Below are 16871 nucleotides of genomic sequence, written 5' to 3' on the forward strand. Positions count from 1 at the left end.
CCCCGGATCGCGGCTACGCTCACCCCCATGAGCTGGCTCCGGGCGTTGAAGGAGACCGCCCGCTCGGGGCTCAGGGTCGAGCGGCGGCGGCTGGAGCCCGCCGTCGCGGCGCGCGGGGCGCTCGGGCTCGCGCTCGTCGTCGGGGTGTCGCTCACGTGGTTCGGGCCCGCGGTGGCCGCGTCGTCCGCGTTCGGGGCGTACCAGGCGGCCATCGCGACCTTCCAGCGTTCGTACCGGCCGCGCCCCACCCTCGCGACGGCGTCCGGCGCGAGCCTCGCGGTCTCCACCTTCCTGGGCTATCTGACCGGCGCCCACCTCGTCGCCTTCCTGATCCTCCTCGGGCTGTGGACGTTCCTCGCGGGGCTCTCCTGGGCCGTGGGGCCGACCGTCGGCATCATCGCCTCGTCGAACGTGGCGATCATGCTGGTGACCGTCACGCTCCCGACCTCGGTCGCCGCGGCCGCCGGCCACGCCGCGGTGATCGCGGCGGGCGGCCTCGTGCAGGCCGCGCTGATCGTCGCGCTGCCGATCCGCCGCTGGGGCGCCCAGCGGGACGCGCTCGCCGACGCGCTCGCGGCCGAGGCGGATTACGCGCGGCGGCTGCGCGAGAACCCGACCGCGTCCTTCGACCCCGTACCGCTGATGACGGCCCGCAGCGCCGCCGCCGTCACCGCGCGCCAGGCCCGCCGCCGCCCCGCCGAGCTGCACGGTGCCCGCGGGCTCGCCGAGCGGATCCGCCCGGTCCTCGCCTCGCTCGCCGACCCCGCGGTCGGCGCGCCCGCCGAAGGCCCGCAGCGGGACCGGGTCCGGGAGCTGCTCGCCGCGGCCGGGGAGATCCTGGACGCCGCCGCGCACGCCATCCGGCACGGCGAACCGGTCGCGCTGCCGCCCGCCGCCCTCGCCGCGCTCCGCACCCCCGACACCGGCGCCATCCTGTCCGGCGCCCCGCGACGCGCCGCCGTCCGGCTCGCCGCGCTGCTCGAAGACGTCGTGGAGACGGCGGAGCCGCGCACCGGGACGGAGCTCGCGAAGGAACCGGCCGTGGCCGCCGCCCGCCGCCGCCCCGGCCTGCTCCGGCTCGCTCCGGTGGCGCTCGGCAGGATGCGGGCCGAGCTGCGCCACGAGTCGCCGGTCCTGCGCCACGCGATCCGGGTCACGGCGGTGGCGACCGCCGGCTACGGCCTCGGCACCGCCCTCCCGCTCGGTCACGGCTACTGGGCGCCCATGACCTCCGTGATGGTGATGCGCCCCGACTTCACGCAGACGTACGCCCGCTCCGTCGCCCGCTTCGGCGGCACCCTCGTCGGCGTGGCCCTCGCGACGGGCATCGTCCAGGCCGCGCACCCCGGCACGTGCCTCTCCGCCGCGCTCGCCGTCGGATGCGCCTTCGCCATGTACCTCCTGATGCGCACGGGCTACGCCGCCGGCCAGGTCTTCGTCGCCGCTTACGTCGTCTTCCTGCTCGGCATGGAGGGCGCGGGCGTCACCCAGACGGTCCGCGAACGCGTCCTCCTCACCCTCCTCGGCGGACTCCTCGCGATGCTGGCGTACGCCGTCTACCCGGCCTGGGAGACCCCGCGGCTGCGCGGCCGGCTCGCCGACTGGCTGAAGGCGGACGGGCGGTACGCGGCCGCCGTCGTCGCCCACTACGCCGAACCGGCCGGCCCCGCCTCCTCCGACGTCCGCGAGGCGCTGCTCGCCACCCGTACCGCACGGATCGCCTGGCAGGACGGCGTGGCCCGGGCCACCCACGAGCCGGTGCGCCACCGGGGCCTGTCCCGCGCGGCGGCGGACGACGCCGAACACGCGCTCGCCCAGTTCAGCCGCGTCGCCATGCTCCTGGAGGCCCACCTCCCCGAACGCGGCGCCGAGGCCGTCCCGGCCGCCGCGGCCCTCGCGGAGGCGCTGCGCCGGGCGACGGAACACGGCGCGAAGGCCGTACGGGAACGCAGGGCGCCGCGCTGGGACGAGCTGCGCGCGACGGTCGCGGCCTGGGCACGGGGGGAGGGCGCGCCGGACCACTTCCTGCTGCGGAAGGGAGCGGTGCTGCTGCTCGACGCGCTCGACGCCCTGACGGAGGCGCTGGGGGACTGAGGGGGCGCCGAGATTGCCGGCCGTCCATGTCATCCGTGCGGGCCGTGGCGGGAGTTGGAAGGGATGAGGGGCCCTCACCGGAATTCCAGACCCCAGGAGCACTCGTATGAAGAAGCAGTTCGTGGCCGCCGCCGTGGTCGCGGTCGCCATGTTGACCGCCACGCCGGCCCTCGCGGCCACCTCCGTCACGCATGCCGCGGCCTTCGCCACGCATGCCGCCCCCGCGGCCCGGTCCGCGACCGCGGCGCCCGCTCCCTCCGTCCAGGTCGTCCGGTCCGGCGAGCGCGTCGACGCCGACGGCGGCTGGACGGTGTGGCTGACGCCCGAGGGCAAGCACTGGACCGGCCCGGACGGCTTCGAGAACTTCCGCAGCGTCGTCGACGGCAACATCGACCCGTCCCAGCCCGGCGTCAGCCACCAGTCCGAGGGCGACGCCACCCGCACCTTCCACTCCGGGCTCTACTACGGAACCAGGAAGGCCGGGAAGGTCGTCCTGACCGGTGCGGACGGCCGCAAGACCGCCGCGACCCTCCTCGAACTGCCGGGCCGCCCCGGCTGGGGCGTCTGGTACGTCACCCTGCCGGCCCACCGGGACGGCACCTCCGACGGCGTCCGCGTCTCGCTGTACGACCGCGGCGGGCGCCTGCTGGCCGAGCTCCCGCCGTTCTGACGCACATGCACGCGACTCCGGGCACTTGCACGGCCCGGGACGGACAGGCAGGGCCCGGCACGGGGCGGGCCCTGCCCCTGTCCACCGCAACGAGCACGAGGTCCGTCACCGTGGCACCCGCACCCGCACCCGCCTCCCACGACGGCGACGACGGCTTCGCCGAGTTCGCCGTCGCCGCCTGGCCGCGCCTGGTGCGCACGGCGCAGCTCCTGACGGGCGACTTCCACGAGGCCGAGGACCTGGTGCAGACGACCCTCGCCAAGGTGTACGGCCGCTGGCGGCGCGTCCCGCGCGCGGAGATCGACCTGTACGTGAGGCGCGCGCTGGTGAACAACAACCTCAGCCGGTTACGCCGCAAGCGGGTCGCGCACCTGCTGACCCCGGTCCTCCCGGAACCGCTGCGGCACGCGTACGCGGGGCACGCCGACGCGGTGGAGCAACGCACCGCGCTGATGGGCGCGTTGGCGGACCTGCCGGCACGGCAGCGGGCGGTGATGGTGCTGCGCTACTGGGAGGACCTGAGCGAGCAGGAGATCGCGACGGTCCTCGACTGCTCGATCGGTACGGTCAAGACGCACGCCCGGCGCGGTCTCGCGGCCCTGCGGAACCACCCCGGCCTCACCACGCCCACGAACCCCACAGCCCCCACCGGAGTGCGACGATGAAGGACGACGAGCTCCGCGACCTGTTCGCGCACGCCGTGCGGGACATCACCCCGGGTCCGGTGCCGCTGGCGGCCGTCCGGCGCCGGGGGCGGGCGCTGCGGCGCCGCCGGACGGTCACCGTCGCGGCGCTCACGGTGCTCGCGGTGTCGGGCGTGACGACCGTGACGGCCCTGTCCCTGCCGGGTCCCGACCGCCCCGTGGAGCGCCGGGCGGCGGCGGCCTCGTCCGCCCCCGCCCCCGCCCCGGTCGCGTCCACTCCGCCCGCCACGCCCGTCCGGGTCGTACGGCCCGGGGAGCGCGTGGCCGCGGGCCGGGGCTGGACGGTGTGGCTGACGTCCGAGGGCAAGTTCTGGAAGGGGCCCGACGGCGTCGAGAACTCCCGCAGCGTCGCGGACGGCAACCTCGACACGGCCCACCCGGGGATCTCGCACCAGTCGGAGGGCAACGCCTCCGGCGCCTTCCACTCGGGCCTCTACTACGGCACCCGCGACGCCGGCCGGGTCGAACTCCGCGGCCCGGACGGCCGTACGACCACCGCGGCCCTCCTCGAACTCCCGGGCCGCCCGGGCTGGGGCGTCTGGTACGTCCACAGCGCCGTCACCGACCCGACCGTCGTGCTCTACGACCGGAAGGGCGCCCGCCTCGCCGACCTCCCCGGAACACCGACCGGCCGGTAACACGTTGAGTCGCGTAGTCGCTACGCCACCCCTCGTGCACGTGCATCTGCTCGTGCGTCTGCTCATGCAGAGGCATATGAACACAGCTATGATCCGAGGAAGTTGACACCTGCACCATGAACTCGGGGAGCTACCAGTGCACCACGCGCACCACGCGTACAACGGCATGGCGGCCACGGAGCTTCGCGGTGTCGTGTGGCAGAAGAGCCGGGCCAGCAACTCCCAGGGCGCCTGCGTGGAGTTCGCGAAGCTGCCGGGCGGAAACGTCGCCGTGCGCAACTCGCGCCACCCCGACGGCCCCGCGCTCGTCTACACGCCCGCCGAGATAGAGGCGATGCTCGCGGGCGTGAAGGCCGGGGAGTTCGACCACCTGGTCTGAGGGAGAACGTACGAGAGGGCCCCGGTGGCGTTCGCCACCGGGGCCCTCTCCGTATGTCCAGGTGTCCGAGCGCTACTCCGGACCCAGCCGGAACAGCGCCCACACCACCTTGCCGTGCAGCGTGCCCGCGAGCGGGTGCCAGCCCCAGCTGTCGCTGAACGACTCGACCAGGAACAGGCCGCGGCCCGACTCGGCCGCGAAGTCCTCGCCGCCCTCGCGGGCCTCCGGGCTCTCCCGGCTGGGGTCGCGCACGGCGCACACCAGGCGCGAGGCCCAGCGCATGAGGTGCAGCCGCACGGGCGGGTTCTGGCCGTCTTCCGGCGCCGGCTCGGGGCCGGACGGCACGGCGTGCCGCAGCGCGTTGGTGACCAGCTCGGACACCACCAGCGCCACGTCGTCGAAGCGCTCGTCGAGGTCCCAGTTGCGGAGCGTCTGGCTGGTGAACTTCCGGGCGCCGCGCACCGCTTCGTAACGGGGCGGGAGCGCGCAGGAGGCCGAGTTGGAGACGCTCGCGGGATCGATCGGCGGAAGCCCCTGCCGTAACGGCTCGAGCATGGTCGATGTGTTCGTCCCCATGCGAGGCACTCCCGGGAATCGCGACGTGTGGTGCGACAACTGGTGCGACAACGGTGCGGCAACACGAGCGAGTACGCGGCTGCGCGGGCACCATGGTTCCGAATGCGCCGAAGGGATGCAAGGGCAGATGCACGTGCACGCGCCGGACCTGTCCCGCCACGTGCCGATTCTGTGCATAAGTCGTCCACCCCTTCTGCTGAAGGTGCCCGGAACCGGTCCCCTATCCGTAATCGAATGTGTACGCGCTGAAGCGTTTAGTGGCAGAATCCGGGGCTCAGCGGGGACTCGGCGCGGACTCGGCGGGGACTCCACGGGGGCTCGACAGCGAGAAGGGCATCAGGGCAGCACCGTGAAGGGGAGGCTGGAGCCGTGACGGCAGGCGAATCGAGCGGGGCGAGCGGGAGCGTGGTGCGCCGCATCCTGCTGGGCTCCCAGTTGAGGCGGCTGCGCGAATCGCGCGGCATCACCCGGGAGGCCGCCGGCTACTCGATCCGGGCGTCCGAATCCAAGATCAGCCGTATGGAGTTGGGAAGGGTGAGCTTCAAGGCCAGGGACGTCGAGGATCTGCTCACGCTCTACGGAGTCACCGAGGACAGCGAGCGCGGCGCGCTGCTCGGACTGGCCCGCGAGGCCAACCTGGCCGGCTGGTGGCACAGTTACGGCGACGTCCTGCCGGGCTGGTTCCAGACGTACATCGGCCTGGAGGGCGCCGCCTCCCTGATCCGCATATACGAAGTCCAGTTCGTCCACGGCCTGTTGCAGACCGAGGCGTACGCCCACGCCGTCGTCACCCGCGGCATGCCCGACGCCCCGCACGCCGAGATCGAGCGCCGCGTCGCGCTCCGCCTGGAGCGCCAGAAGGTTCTCGTCGCCGAGAACGCCCCCCACGTCCACGCCGTCCTCGACGAGGCGTCGCTGCGCCGCCCGTACGGCGACCGGGCCGTGATGCAGGGCCAGTTGCGGCACCTCATCGAGATCTCCGAGCATCCCAACGTCACGCTCCAGGTGATGCCCTTCAGCTTCGGCGGCCACGCGGGCGAGAGCGGCGCCTTCACGATGCTCAGCTTCCCCGAGTCCGATCTGTCCGACGTCGTCTACCTGGAGCAGCTGACCGGCGCCCTCTACCTCGACAAGCGCGAGGAGGTCGCCCAGTACGGCCGGGTGCTCGAAAGGCTCGCCGAGGACAGCCCGGATCCCGCGGAAAGCCGTGATCTTCTCCGAGGACTCCTCCAACTCTCCTGATACGTCAGTACGATGACGGCACATCAGTGAGACGGCTGTGACTGTGGCTGCGCAGAGCTGCGTACGGCTGCGTACCGCGGCGGAGCCGTCTCTTGCCGATTTGCCGACGTCCGCCACCGCGGGCGGGTAAGGGGTCTCGTTCCATGACGACGCCGACGTCCTACTTCACCGAACTGGCGCACCAGTACATCGACGGCGAGTGGAAGCCGGGCAGCGGCTCGTGGGACATCATCGACTTCAACCCGTACACCGGGGAGAAGCTGGCCGCGATCACCGTCGCCACCGCCGACGAGGTCGACCGCGCCTACCGGGCCGCCGAGCGCGCCCAGGCCGAGTGGGCCGAGACCAACCCGTACACCCGCCGGCTCGTCTTCGAACGGGCGCTGCGGATCGTCGAGGACCGCGAGCAGGAGCTCGCCGAGGTCATCGTCGCCGAGCTGGGCGGCACCCGCCTCAAGGCCGCCTTCGAGCTGCACCTCGCCAAGGAGTTCCTGCGCGAGGCGGTCCAGCTGGCGCTGCGCCCCGAGGGCCGCATCCTGCCCTCGCCCGTCGACGGCAAGGAGAACCGCGTCTACCGCCTGCCGGTCGGCGTCGTCGGCGTCATCTCGCCGTTCAACTTCCCGTTCCTCCTCTCCATCAAGTCGGTCGCCCCGGCGCTCGCCCTCGGCAACGCCGTCGTCCTCAAGCCGCACCAGAACACCCCGGTCTGCGGCGGCACCCTCGTCGCCAAGGTCCTGGAGGAGGCCGGCCTGCCGGCCGGGCTGCTGAACGTCGTCGTCACCGACATCGCCGAGATCGGCGACGCGCTGCTCACCCACCCGGTCCCGAAGGTCATCTCCTTCACCGGCTCCGACCGCACCGGCCGCCACGTCGCCACCGTCTGCGCCCAGCACTTCAAGCACGCCGTGCTCGAACTCGGCGGCAACAGCGCCCTGATCGTCCTCGACGACGCCGACGTCGACTACGCCGTCGACGCGGCCGTCTTCAGCCGCTTCGTGCACCAGGGGCAGGTCTGCATGGCCGCCAACCGGATCCTGGTGGACCGCAGCGTCGCGGAGGAGTTCACCGAGAAGTTCGTCGCCAAGGTGAAGACCCTGCGGGTCGGTGACCCGGCCGACCCGGCCACCCACATCGGCCCGCTCATCAACCACCAGCAGGCCGAGGCGGTCGCCGCGGTCGTCGAGCAGACCGTCGCCGGCGGCGCGACCGCGCTGCTGCGCGGCTCGGTCGAGGGCAGCCTCGTCTCCCCGACCGTGCTCACCGGCATCGCCGCCGACGCGCCCGTCCTCAGCCAGGAGATCTTCGGCCCGGTGGCCCTGGTCATCCCGTTCGACGGCGAGGACGAGGCCGTACGGATCGCCAACGACACCCCGTACGGGCTCAGCGGCGCCGTGCACACCGGCGACATCGAGCGCGGTGTCCGGGTCGCCAAGCGCATCCACACCGGCATGATCCACATCAACGACGGCACCGTGCACGACGAGCCGATCGTGCCGTTCGGCGGCGAGAAGCGCTCGGGCATCGGGCGGCTCAACGGCGAGGCGATGATCGAGGCGTTCACGACGCAGAAGTGGATCTCGATCCAGCACGGTCGCAGCCGGTTCCCGTTCTAGGGACACTCGCCTACTAGGACGGCATCTGACCTAATGGCTCCGTAAGTTGGTCGGTGCCGGGGAAACCCGGCACGACCGACCTACGGAGGGTGGACAACATGGTGGCTCTTGTTCCCGCGGAGCAGCCCGGCGATGAGCGCGGCGCGTTCCTCAACTTCCTGCGGGCCCAGCGCGAGGCGATCGTCCGCGCGTCCCTCGGCCTCACCGAGGAGCAGGCGGCGAGCCGTCCCAGCGCCAGCGAGCTCAGCCTCTCCGGCCTGATCAAGCACGCCGCCGAGGCCGAGCTCAACTGGCTGTACATGGCCCGGCAGCAGCCGAACCCGCACCGGCGCGACGAGTCGACCTGGCACGAGAGCTTCAAGCTCGTCGGCGACGAGACCCTCCAGGGAACGATCGCCTTCATGGCGGACGTGGCGAAGCAGACGGAGGAGTTCGTCCTGACCGTGCCCAGCCTCGACGACACCTTCCCGCTGCCCGAGGCGCCCTGGTTCCCGAAGGACGGGCGGGTCTCGGTCCGCTGGATGCTGCTGCACCTGATCCAGGAGACCGGCCGGCACGCCGGGCACGCCGACATCATCCGGGAGTCCCTGGACGGCAAGGGCTCCTTCGAGCTGATCGAGCTGGAGAAGAAGTCCTCCTAGCGGGTCCCGGCCCCGGGCGTCGGGAGCCCGGCAAGATCCGGAAGGGCTAGGGGGTGTCTCGCCGATCATGCCGGGCTCGCGACGCCTGGCACCGCGCCTCGCCGCGTTGTCGTCGGTCGCCGATGCTCCGCATGGACTCCCTCCTCCGCCTTGCGATGCACGGCACCAGACGCCGCTCCCTGATCCGGCCTGATCGACAAGACACCCCCTAGAGCGGGGTCACGTACGCGCCGGAGATGCCGCCGTCGACGAGGAAGTCGGTGGCGTTGATGAAGGAGGAGTCGTCGCTGGCGAGGAAGGCGACCGCGGCGGCGATCTCCTCGGCCTCGGCGAACCGGCCGACCGGAATGTGCACCAGGCGGCGCGCGGCGCGCTCCGGGTCCTTCGCGAACAGCTCCTGGAGCAGCGGGGTGTTGACCGGCCCCGGGCACAGGGCGTTGACCCGGATGCCCTCGCGGGCGAACTGCACGCCGAGCTCGCGGGACATGGCGAGCACGCCGCCCTTGGAGGCGGTGTAGGAGATCTGGCTGGTGGCCGCGCCCATGATGGCGACGAAGGAGGCGGTGTTGATGATGGAGCCCTTGCCCTGGCGCCGCATGTACGGCAGGGCGGCCTTGCAGCACAGGTAGACGGAGGTGAGGTTGACGTCCTGGACGCGCTTCCAGGCTTCGAGGCCGGTCTCCAGGATGGAGTCGTCGTCGGGCGGCGAGATGCCGGCGTTGTTGAAGGCGATGTCGACGGAGCCGTAGGTGTCGAAGGCGACCTTGAAGAGGTTCTCGACCTCCTCGGGGTCGGTGACGTCGACCTTCACGAAGGTGCCGCCGACCTCCTCGGCGGCGGCCTTGCCGGCCCGCTCGTCGATGTCGCCGCAGACCACGTTCGCGCCCTCGGAGGCGAGTCGGCGGGCGGTGGCGAGGCCGATGCCGCTGCCGGCGCCGGTGATGACGGCGGTGCGGCCGACGAGCCGGCGGCAGACGATGTCGGTGGTCTCGTTGCTCATGGGTGCTCAGGCCTCCGTGCTGATGAAGACGTTCTTGGTTTCGGTGAAGGCGGTCAGGGCGTCCGGGCCGAGTTCGCGGCCGAGTCCGGACTGGCCGAAGCCGCCGAACGGGGTCCAGTAGCGGACGCTGGAGTGGGAGTTGACGGAGAGGTTGCCGGCCCGGACGGCGCGGGAGGTGCGCAGGGCGCGGCCGATGTCTCGGGTCCAGATGGAGCCGGACAGGCCGTACGGGGTGGCGTTGGCGAGCCGTACGGCGTCGGCCTCGTCGTCGAAGGGGAGCACGACGGCCACCGGGCCGAAGACCTCCTCGACGGCGCAGGGCGCGTCCTCGGCGATGTCGGTGAGGAGGGTCGGCGGGAACCAGAAGCCGGGGCCCTCGGGCGCCTTGCCGCGGATGGCGGTCGCCTTCTCGGTGGCGTCCGTGACGTAGGAGCGGACGCGGTCGAGCTGGGCGCGGGAGATGAGCGGGCCCATCTGGGTGCGCTCGTCGAGGGGGTCGCCGACGACGATCTCCTCGACGGCGGGGGCGAGCAGCGCCAGGAAGCGGTCGTAGACGGAGCGCTGCACCAGGATGCGGGTGCGGGCGCAGCAGTCCTGGCCGCTGTTGTCGAGGAAGGACATCGGGGCGGCGGCGGCCGCGGCGTCCAGGTCCGCGTCGGCGTAGACGATGTTGGGGCTCTTGCCGCCGAGTTCGAGGGTGACGCGCTTCACCTGCCCGGCGGCCCTGGCCATGATCTCCTTGCCGACCCGGGTGGAACCGGTGAAGACGACCTTGGCGACGCCGGGGTGTTCGACGAGGGCGGTGCCGGCGACCGGGCCCTCGCCGGGGAGGACCTGGAAGAGGTGCTCGGGCAGTCCGGCCTCCAGGGCGAGCTCGGCGAGCCGGAGGGCGGTGAGCGGGGTGGTCTCGGCGGGCTTGAGGACGACGGCGTTGCCGGCGGCGAGCGCCGGTGCGGTGGCCCAGGCGGCGATCGGCATGGGGAAGTTCCAGGGCGCGATGACGCCGACGACGCCGAGCGGTTCGAGGATGGTGATGTCGAGGCCGCCGGGGACCGGGATCTGCCGCCCGTTGAGGCGTTCGACTCCGCCGGCCGCGTAGTCGAGCAGGTCGCGGACGTTGCCGGCCTCCCAGCGGGCGTTGCCGATGGTGTGGCCGGCCTCGCGGACCTCCAGGAGGGCGAGTTCCTCGATGTGGGCGTCGACGACGGCGGCGAAGCGGCGCAGTGCGCGGGCCCGGTCGGCGGGCGCGACGGCGGCCCAGGACCGCTGGGCGGCGCCGGCCCGTGCGACGGCGGCGTCGACGTCCGCCGGGGTGGCGGCGGGGACGGTGGCGACGACCTCCTCGGTCGCCGGGTTCAGGACGTGCAGTTCGTGCGGCAAGTCGTTCCTCACATGCGTTCGAAGGAGCGGCGCAGTTCCCAGTCGGTGACGGCGGCGTCGTACGCGTCGAGTTCGACGCGGGCCATGTTGCGGTAGTGGGCGACGACCTCGGGGCCGAAGGCGGCCTTGGCGATCTCGCTGTTCTCCCAGAGCTCGGCGGCCTCGCGGAGCGTGGTGGGGACGTGCTCGTAGTCGGCGGTGTAGGCGTTGCCGGTGCAGGCGGGCGGGAGTTCGAGGCGCTGCTCGATGCCGTACAGGCCGGCGGCGATCAGTCCGGCGACGGCGAGGTACGGGTTGACGTCGCCGCCCGGGACGCGGTTCTCGAAGCGGGTGGAGCGCCCGTGGCCGACGATGCGCAGGGCGCAGGTCCGGTTGTCGGGGCCCCAGGCGACGGCCGTGGGGGCGAAGGAGCCGGGCTGGAACCGCTTGTACGAGTTGATGTTGGGCGCGTAGAGCAGCGAGAAGTCCCTGAGGGCGGCGAGCTGCCCGGCGAGGAAGTGCCGCATGGTCTCGGACATCCCCCCTGGCCCCTCGCCCGCCATCACGTTCACGCCGTCCGCGTTCTGCAAGGAGAGGTGGATGTGACAGGAGTTGCCCTCGCGCTCGTTGTACTTCGCCATGAAGGTGAGCGAGCAGCCCTCCTGGGCGGCGATCTCCTTGGCGCCGGTCTTGTACACGGCGTGCTGGTCGCAGGTGACGAGGGCCTCGGCGTACTTGAAGGCGATCTCGTGCTGGCCGGGGTTGCACTCGCCCTTGGCGGACTCGACGGTGAGGCCGGCGCCGGCCATCTCGTTGCGGATGCGGCGCAGCAGCGGCTCGATGCGCCCGGTGCCGAGCACCGAGTAGTCGATGTTGTACTGGTTGGCCGGGGTCAGGTCCCGGTAGTGGGCGTCCCAGGCCTGCTCGTAGGTGTCCTTGAAGACGATGAACTCCAGCTCGGTGCCGACGTGGGCGGTGAGGCCGAGGGCGGCGAGCCGGTCGAGCTGGCGGCGCAGGATCTGGCGCGGGGCGGCGACGACGGGGCTGCCGTCGGCCCAGGCGAGGTCGGCCATCAGCATGGCGGTGCCCTCGTTCCAGGGGACGCGGCGCAGGGTGCTGAGGTCGGGATGCATGGCGAAGTCGCCGTAGCCGCGGTCCCAGGAGGACATCTCGTAGCCGTCGACGGTGTTCATCTCGGTGTCGACGGCCAGAAGATAGTTGCAGCCCTCGGTGCCGTGGTCGAGGACGTCGTCCAGGAAGAACGGGGCGGCGAACCGCTTGCCCTGGAGTCGTCCCTGCATGTCGGGGAAGGCCAGGACGACGGTGTCGATCTCGCCGCTCGCGACGAGTGAGCGGAGCTCGTCAACGGTGAGCGGGGGTGTGCGGTCTGCCACGGGATTACTCCTCCTTCGGCGTGCCGGGAGCCATAAGGTATTGCTCAGGACCATTGCTTGGGAAGGGGAAACGACAAGGTGGCCAGTACGAGTGAATCGGCGGACCGGCTGACGCCCGTGCTGCGGCCGGTGCGGGCGGGCAACGGCTTCGAGGAGGCCCTCGAACAGATCCTCCAGGTCGTGCGGCTCGGACTGGTGCCGGGCGGCGAGCGGCTGCCGGCCGAGCGCGAGCTCGCGGACCGGATGGGGATCAGCCGGGTCACCCTGCGCGAGGTCCTGAAGGTCCTCCAGGAGCAGGGCCTGGTGGAGAGCCGGCGCGGGCGGTACGGCGGCACCTTCGTGCTGCGGCGCCCGCAGACCGCGGACGAGGCGGAGCTGCGGCGCCGGATAGCGGCGGTCGACGTGGAGGACACGCTGCGCTTCCGCGAGGTCCTGGAGGTGGGCGCGGCCGGGCTCTGCGCGGCGCACGGCCTGGACGAGGAGGGCGCGGGGCGCCTTCGGGCGGCGCTCGCGGCGACGCACGACGCGCAGCTCGCGGACTACCGGCGGCAGGACACGCTGCTGCACCTGACGCTCGCGGAGCTGTCCGGGTCGCCGACGCTGACCGCGCAGTACGCGGCCGTCCGGGCGACGGTGAACGACCTGCTCGACTGCATCCCGCTGCTCGTGCGCAATCTGGAGCACTCCCAGCACCAGCACGAGGCCCTGGTCGAGGCGGTCCTGGAGGGGGACGCGGACGCGGCGCGCGAGGTGATGCGGGAGCACTGCGCGGGCACGGCGGCACTGCTGCGCGGCTTCCTCACCTGACCCGGCGCGTAACCGGAACGTAACGCGGGGGTCTTGCGCCGCCCACCCCGACGACGCAAAGGTATGGCACCAATCCATTGGGCCCGTTGCGGGGAGCTGACCGCTGCCATGACGCTGGAAGACACCTCAAGCACCGCAGGCACCACCAGTACCACCGGAAACACCAGCACCACCGGAAACACCAGTGACGACTATCTGGAGCGCCGGACCCTGCGCCGCGGCAGCGCGGGCTGGCTGCTCCTGACCGGACTCGGCGTCGCGTACGTCGTCTCCGGCGACTACTCCGGCTGGAACATCGGCCTCTCCAAGGGCGGTTTCGGCGGCCTCGCCATCGCGACGGTCCTGATGGGCGCGATGTACGCCTGTCTGGTCTTCTCGCTCGCCGAGCTGTCCGCCATCCTGCCCACGGCGGGCGGCGGCTACGGCTTCGCCCGGCGCGCGCTCGGCACCTGGGGCGGCTTCCTCACCGGCACGGCCATCCTCATCGAGTACGTGCTCGCGCCCGCCGCCATCTCCATCTTCATCGGCGACTACGTCGAGTCCCTCGGCCTCTTCGGCCTGGAGTCGGGCTGGCCGGTCTATCTGGTCTGCTTCGCGCTCTTCATCGGCATCCATCTGTGGGGCGTGGGCGAGGCGCTGCGGTTCAGCCTGATCGTCACCGCCGTCGCCGTCGCCGCGCTCCTGGTCTTCGCGCTGGGCGCGCTGAGCGACTTCCACGTCTCGGGCCTCGACGACATCCCCGTCGACAAGGCGGCCACCGGCTCGAACTCCTGGCTGCCGTTCGGGCTCCTCGGCATCTGGGCCGCCTTCCCCTTCGGCATGTGGTTCTTCCTCGGCGTCGAGGGCGTGCCGCTGGCCGCCGAGGAGGCCAAGGACCCGGTGCGCTCGATGCCGCGGGCCCTCTCGCTCTCCATGGGCATCCTGGTGCTGCTCGCCGTGGTGACCTTCTTCGCGGCGACCGGGGCGCGCGGCGCGGCGGCCGTGCAGGAGGCGGGCAATCCGCTGGTGGTGGCGCTCCAGGGCGACGGTGCGCCGACGGCGCTCAGCCGCTTCGTCAACTACGCGGGCCTGGCGGGCCTGGTCGCCTCCTTCTTCTCGCTCATCTACGCGGGCTCGCGCCAGCTCTTCGCGCTGTCCCGGGCGGGCTACCTGCCGCGCTTCCTGTCCCTGACCAGCCGCCGCAAGTCGCCGTACCTGGGGCTGCTGATCCCGGGCGCGATCGGCTTCGCGCTCGCCGCGGGCACCGGGAACGGGGCCCGGATGCTGAACATCGCGGTGTTCGGCGCGACCATCTCGTACGCCCTGATGGCGCTCTCCCACATCGTGCTGCGCCGCCGTGAGCCGGGACTGGCCCGCCCGTACCGCACGCCCGGCGGTGTGGCGACCTCCTCGGTCGCCTTCGTGCTCGCCATCTCGGCCCTGGTGGCGACCTTCCTGGTGGACAAGGACGCGGCGTTCATCGCACTCGGCGTCTATGTGATCGCCCTCGCCTACTTCGCGTTCTACAGTCGCCACCACCTGGTGGCGAAGGCGCCCGAGGAGGAGTTCGCGGCGCTCGCCGCGGCCGAGGCCGAACTCGAACGCTGACCCTTCCCGCACCGCACTCCGGAGGAATCCGTGTCCAAGCCGCTCATCGGCGTGACGACCTATCTGAACCAGGCCCGGTGGGGGGTGTGGGACCTGCCGGCGGCGCTGCTGCCGGCCGCGTACCCGCGCCTGGTGCAGGCGAGCGGCGGGCTCGCCGTGATGCTGCCGCCGGACGACCCGGCCGTGGCGGCGGAGGCGGTGGCCCGGCTCGACGGCCTGGTGATCGCGGGGGGCGCGGACGTGGAGCCGGTACGGTACGGGGCCGAGCCCGACCCCCGTACCGGCCCGCCGGCCCGGGACCGGGACGGCTGGGAGCTCGCCCTGATCGACGCGGCCCTCGACGCCGGCACGCCGCTGCTGGGCATCTGCCGCGGCCTGCAGCTCCTGAACGTGGCCCTCGGCGGCACCCTCGTCCAGCATGTCGACGGCCACACGGAGGCGGTCGGCGTGATGGGCCGCCACCCGGTCACCCCGGTCCCCGGGACCCGCTACGCCGCCCTCGCCCCCGAGCGGACGGAGGTCCCGACCTACCACCACCAGAGCGTCGAGATCCTCGGCAAGAACCTCCTCGCCTCGGCCCACGCGGACGACGGCACGATCGAGGCGATCGAACTGCCCTCCCCCGCCTGGGTCCTCGGCGTCCAGTGGCACCCCGAGATGGGCGAGGACACGCAGGTGATGCGGGGCCTGGTGGAGGCGGCGGTCACCTTCCGGTCGTGACCCGGCTTCCGGTCGTGACCCGGCCGCGCATCAGCAGCGCGTACAGCACCCCGGCGAGCACCATGCCGACCGGCATGGACAGATCGATCCCGCCGACGAGCCGGGCCACCGGGCCGGTGTAGGCGGTGTCGACGCACAGCGCCGCCGCACCGGCCCCCACCAGGACGGCGACGGCACCCGCCGGATTGACCCCGGCCACGTACCAGAAGGGCCCGGCCGGTGTCTCGTCCATCAGCGCCCGGCCGTCGTAGCGGTTGCGCCGCAGCCTGATGTCGACCGCGTACACGGTCATCGCCGGGCCGAGCAGCACGACGGTGAGTTCGACGACGTTGCTGACGGTGTCCAGGAAGTCCGAGACGAACAGCGCGTACAGGGTGAGCGCGACGGAGACCGTGCCGTCGACGAGCACGCTGCGCGAGCGGCGGATCCGCAGGCCGACGGCCTGGAGGGCGAGGCCCGCGCTGTAGGCGGTCATGGCGTTGATCGCGACGGTGCCGAGGACGAGCGCGAGCAGGAAGAAGGGCCTGAACCAGCCGGGCAGCAGGGTCCGCAGCCCGGCCTGCGGATCCGACATGTCGACGACGGTCGCGGCGAGCGCCCCCAGCGAGCAGACGAGCACGCTCGACAGGAAGCCGCCGAAGGCGGTCCAGCCGAGGACCGCCTTCGGCGAGCTCGTCGTCGGCAGGTAGCGGGAGAAGTCGGCGCTGGTGGTGTACGAGAGCGGGCCGGCGGCGATCAGGGTGACGCCCGCGAGGAGCGCGGCCCACAGGCCGGTGCCGGTCAGCGGCGCGTCCGGCGCGTAGTGGAAGTCCGCGTGCCGCAGCACGTCGTAGGCGACGATGCCGAAGACCGCGGTCAGGGCGAGGGTGATCGGCAGGTAGAGGCGGACGATCAGGGCGTGCCCGTACACGCTGATGGCGAGCGTGACCGCGGCGACGACGAGCACGACGACAACCTTCACGCCGGTCGAGGCGGGGATGCCCACCTCCTCGACCAGGGCGAACGCGGCTCCGGCGCCGGCCGCCAGATTGAGCGCGAAGTAGCAGACGGAGATCATCCAGCCGGTCACCGCGTTGTTCACGCGGTTGCCGCGCACCCCGAACATGGCCCGGGTGATCACCTCGCTGGGCGCGCCGGCCGCCGGGCCGGAGATCGCGAGGACGCCGGCGAGCAGCCAGAACAGATTGCCGACGACGATCACGGCGAGCGCCTGGCCGAGGCCGAGTCCCATCAGGACCAGCGCGCCGCCCACCACGAGGCTCAGGTAGTTGACGTTGACGGCGGCCCAGACGGCGAACAGCTCGCGCGGGTGGCCGTGGCGCTCGGTGTCGGGGATGTGGTCGATGCCGTGGGACTCGATCCGGGTGGGCACGTCGACGCCCGGGACCTCGTACGGCCGGGATTCCGGTGCGGGATTACTGGACGCCATACGGCCCTCCGGACACAT

General features: G+C 72.4%; 16 protein-coding genes. 11 read left to right on the forward strand and 5 right to left on the reverse strand.

Annotated features, from left to right (window positions below):
* Positions 1-27 precede the first annotated feature (27 nt).
* The 5 genes from ACWEJX_RS04855 (at position 28) to ACWEJX_RS04875 (ending at position 4485) form a co-directional block, all read left to right on the forward strand.
* Positions 28-2094, forward strand: coding sequence for an FUSC family protein (locus ACWEJX_RS04855; protein ID WP_451606093.1), 2067 nt, complete (start codon positions 28-30; stop codon positions 2092-2094).
* A gap of 106 nt (positions 2095-2200) precedes the next feature.
* Positions 2201-2764, forward strand: coding sequence for a hypothetical protein (locus tag ACWEJX_RS04860; RefSeq protein ID WP_451606094.1), 564 nt, complete (start codon positions 2201-2203; stop codon positions 2762-2764).
* 110 nt (positions 2765-2874) lie between these two features.
* Positions 2875-3429, forward strand: coding sequence for a SigE family RNA polymerase sigma factor (locus tag ACWEJX_RS04865; RefSeq protein ID WP_451606095.1), 555 nt, complete (start codon positions 2875-2877; stop codon positions 3427-3429).
* The gene (locus tag ACWEJX_RS04870; RefSeq protein WP_451606096.1) at positions 3426-4106 is read left to right on the forward strand and encodes a hypothetical protein; all 681 of its coding nucleotides are present in this window, start codon (positions 3426-3428) and stop codon (positions 4104-4106) included. The genes ACWEJX_RS04865 and ACWEJX_RS04870 overlap by 4 nt, the downstream gene beginning before the upstream one ends.
* A 166-nt stretch (positions 4107-4272) precedes the next feature.
* Positions 4273-4485, forward strand: coding sequence for a DUF397 domain-containing protein (locus tag ACWEJX_RS04875; protein ID WP_403794872.1), 213 nt, complete (start codon positions 4273-4275; stop codon positions 4483-4485).
* A gap of 72 nt (positions 4486-4557) precedes the next feature.
* Here the strand turns inward: ACWEJX_RS04875 and ACWEJX_RS04880 are convergent, their stop codons facing one another.
* Positions 4558-5061: an ATP-binding protein gene (locus tag ACWEJX_RS04880; protein ID WP_403793779.1), complete on the reverse strand. Its 504-nt coding sequence runs from the start codon at positions 5059-5061 to the stop codon at positions 4558-4560.
* A 369-nt stretch (positions 5062-5430) separates the two neighbouring features.
* On the opposite strand from ACWEJX_RS04880, the gene ACWEJX_RS04885 reads away from it, so the two are divergent.
* From ACWEJX_RS04885 to ACWEJX_RS04895, 3 genes are all read left to right on the forward strand, one after another.
* On the forward strand, positions 5431-6303 hold the full coding sequence (locus ACWEJX_RS04885) for a helix-turn-helix domain-containing protein (protein ID WP_451606097.1): 873 nt from the start codon (positions 5431-5433) through the stop codon (positions 6301-6303).
* A gap of 143 nt (positions 6304-6446) precedes the next feature.
* The gene (locus tag ACWEJX_RS04890; protein ID WP_451606098.1) at positions 6447-7916 is read left to right on the forward strand and encodes an aldehyde dehydrogenase family protein; all 1470 of its coding nucleotides are present in this window, start codon (positions 6447-6449) and stop codon (positions 7914-7916) included.
* A gap of 98 nt (positions 7917-8014) precedes the next feature.
* Positions 8015-8557, forward strand: a complete 543-nt coding sequence (locus ACWEJX_RS04895) for a DinB family protein (RefSeq protein WP_451606099.1) — start codon at positions 8015-8017, stop codon at positions 8555-8557.
* A 208-nt stretch (positions 8558-8765) separates the two neighbouring features.
* On the opposite strand, the gene ACWEJX_RS04900 is transcribed toward ACWEJX_RS04895, so the two are convergent.
* Genes ACWEJX_RS04900 through ACWEJX_RS04910 form a run of 3 tightly spaced genes read right to left on the reverse strand, consistent with a single transcriptional unit; the run spans position 8766 to position 12310 of the window.
* Entirely contained in the window at positions 8766-9557 is a 792-nt protein-coding gene (locus ACWEJX_RS04900) for a 3-oxoacyl-ACP reductase (RefSeq protein ID WP_451606100.1), read from the reverse strand.
* A gap of 6 nt (positions 9558-9563) precedes the next feature.
* Complete coding sequence (locus ACWEJX_RS04905) at positions 9564-10937, reverse strand: aldehyde dehydrogenase family protein (protein ID WP_451606101.1); 1374 nt, start codon at positions 10935-10937, stop codon at positions 9564-9566.
* Between the two features lie 8 nt (positions 10938-10945).
* Positions 10946-12310: a glutamine synthetase family protein gene (locus ACWEJX_RS04910; protein ID WP_451606102.1), complete on the reverse strand. Its 1365-nt coding sequence runs from the start codon at positions 12308-12310 to the stop codon at positions 10946-10948.
* A gap of 78 nt (positions 12311-12388) precedes the next feature.
* Between ACWEJX_RS04910 and ACWEJX_RS04915 the strand changes: the two genes are divergently transcribed.
* From ACWEJX_RS04915 to ACWEJX_RS04925, 3 genes are all read left to right on the forward strand, one after another.
* A complete protein-coding gene (locus ACWEJX_RS04915; protein ID WP_451606103.1) occupies positions 12389-13117 on the forward strand; it encodes a FadR/GntR family transcriptional regulator in 729 nt (242 codons plus the stop codon).
* A 108-nt stretch (positions 13118-13225) separates the two neighbouring features.
* A complete protein-coding gene (gene eat / locus ACWEJX_RS04920) occupies positions 13226-14704 on the forward strand; it encodes an ethanolamine permease (protein WP_451606104.1) in 1479 nt (492 codons plus the stop codon).
* 30 nt (positions 14705-14734) lie between these two features.
* Complete coding sequence (locus ACWEJX_RS04925) at positions 14735-15424, forward strand: gamma-glutamyl-gamma-aminobutyrate hydrolase family protein (protein WP_451606105.1); 690 nt, start codon at positions 14735-14737, stop codon at positions 15422-15424.
* Here ACWEJX_RS04925 and ACWEJX_RS04930 read toward each other — a convergent pair.
* Positions 15408-16853, reverse strand: a complete 1446-nt coding sequence (locus tag ACWEJX_RS04930; RefSeq protein WP_451606106.1) for a purine-cytosine permease family protein — start codon at positions 16851-16853, stop codon at positions 15408-15410. The two genes, ACWEJX_RS04925 and ACWEJX_RS04930, sit on opposite strands and share 17 nt — an antisense overlap.
* Positions 16854-16871 lie beyond the last annotated feature (18 nt).

The organism is Streptomyces sp. NPDC004788 (assembly GCF_053601115.1).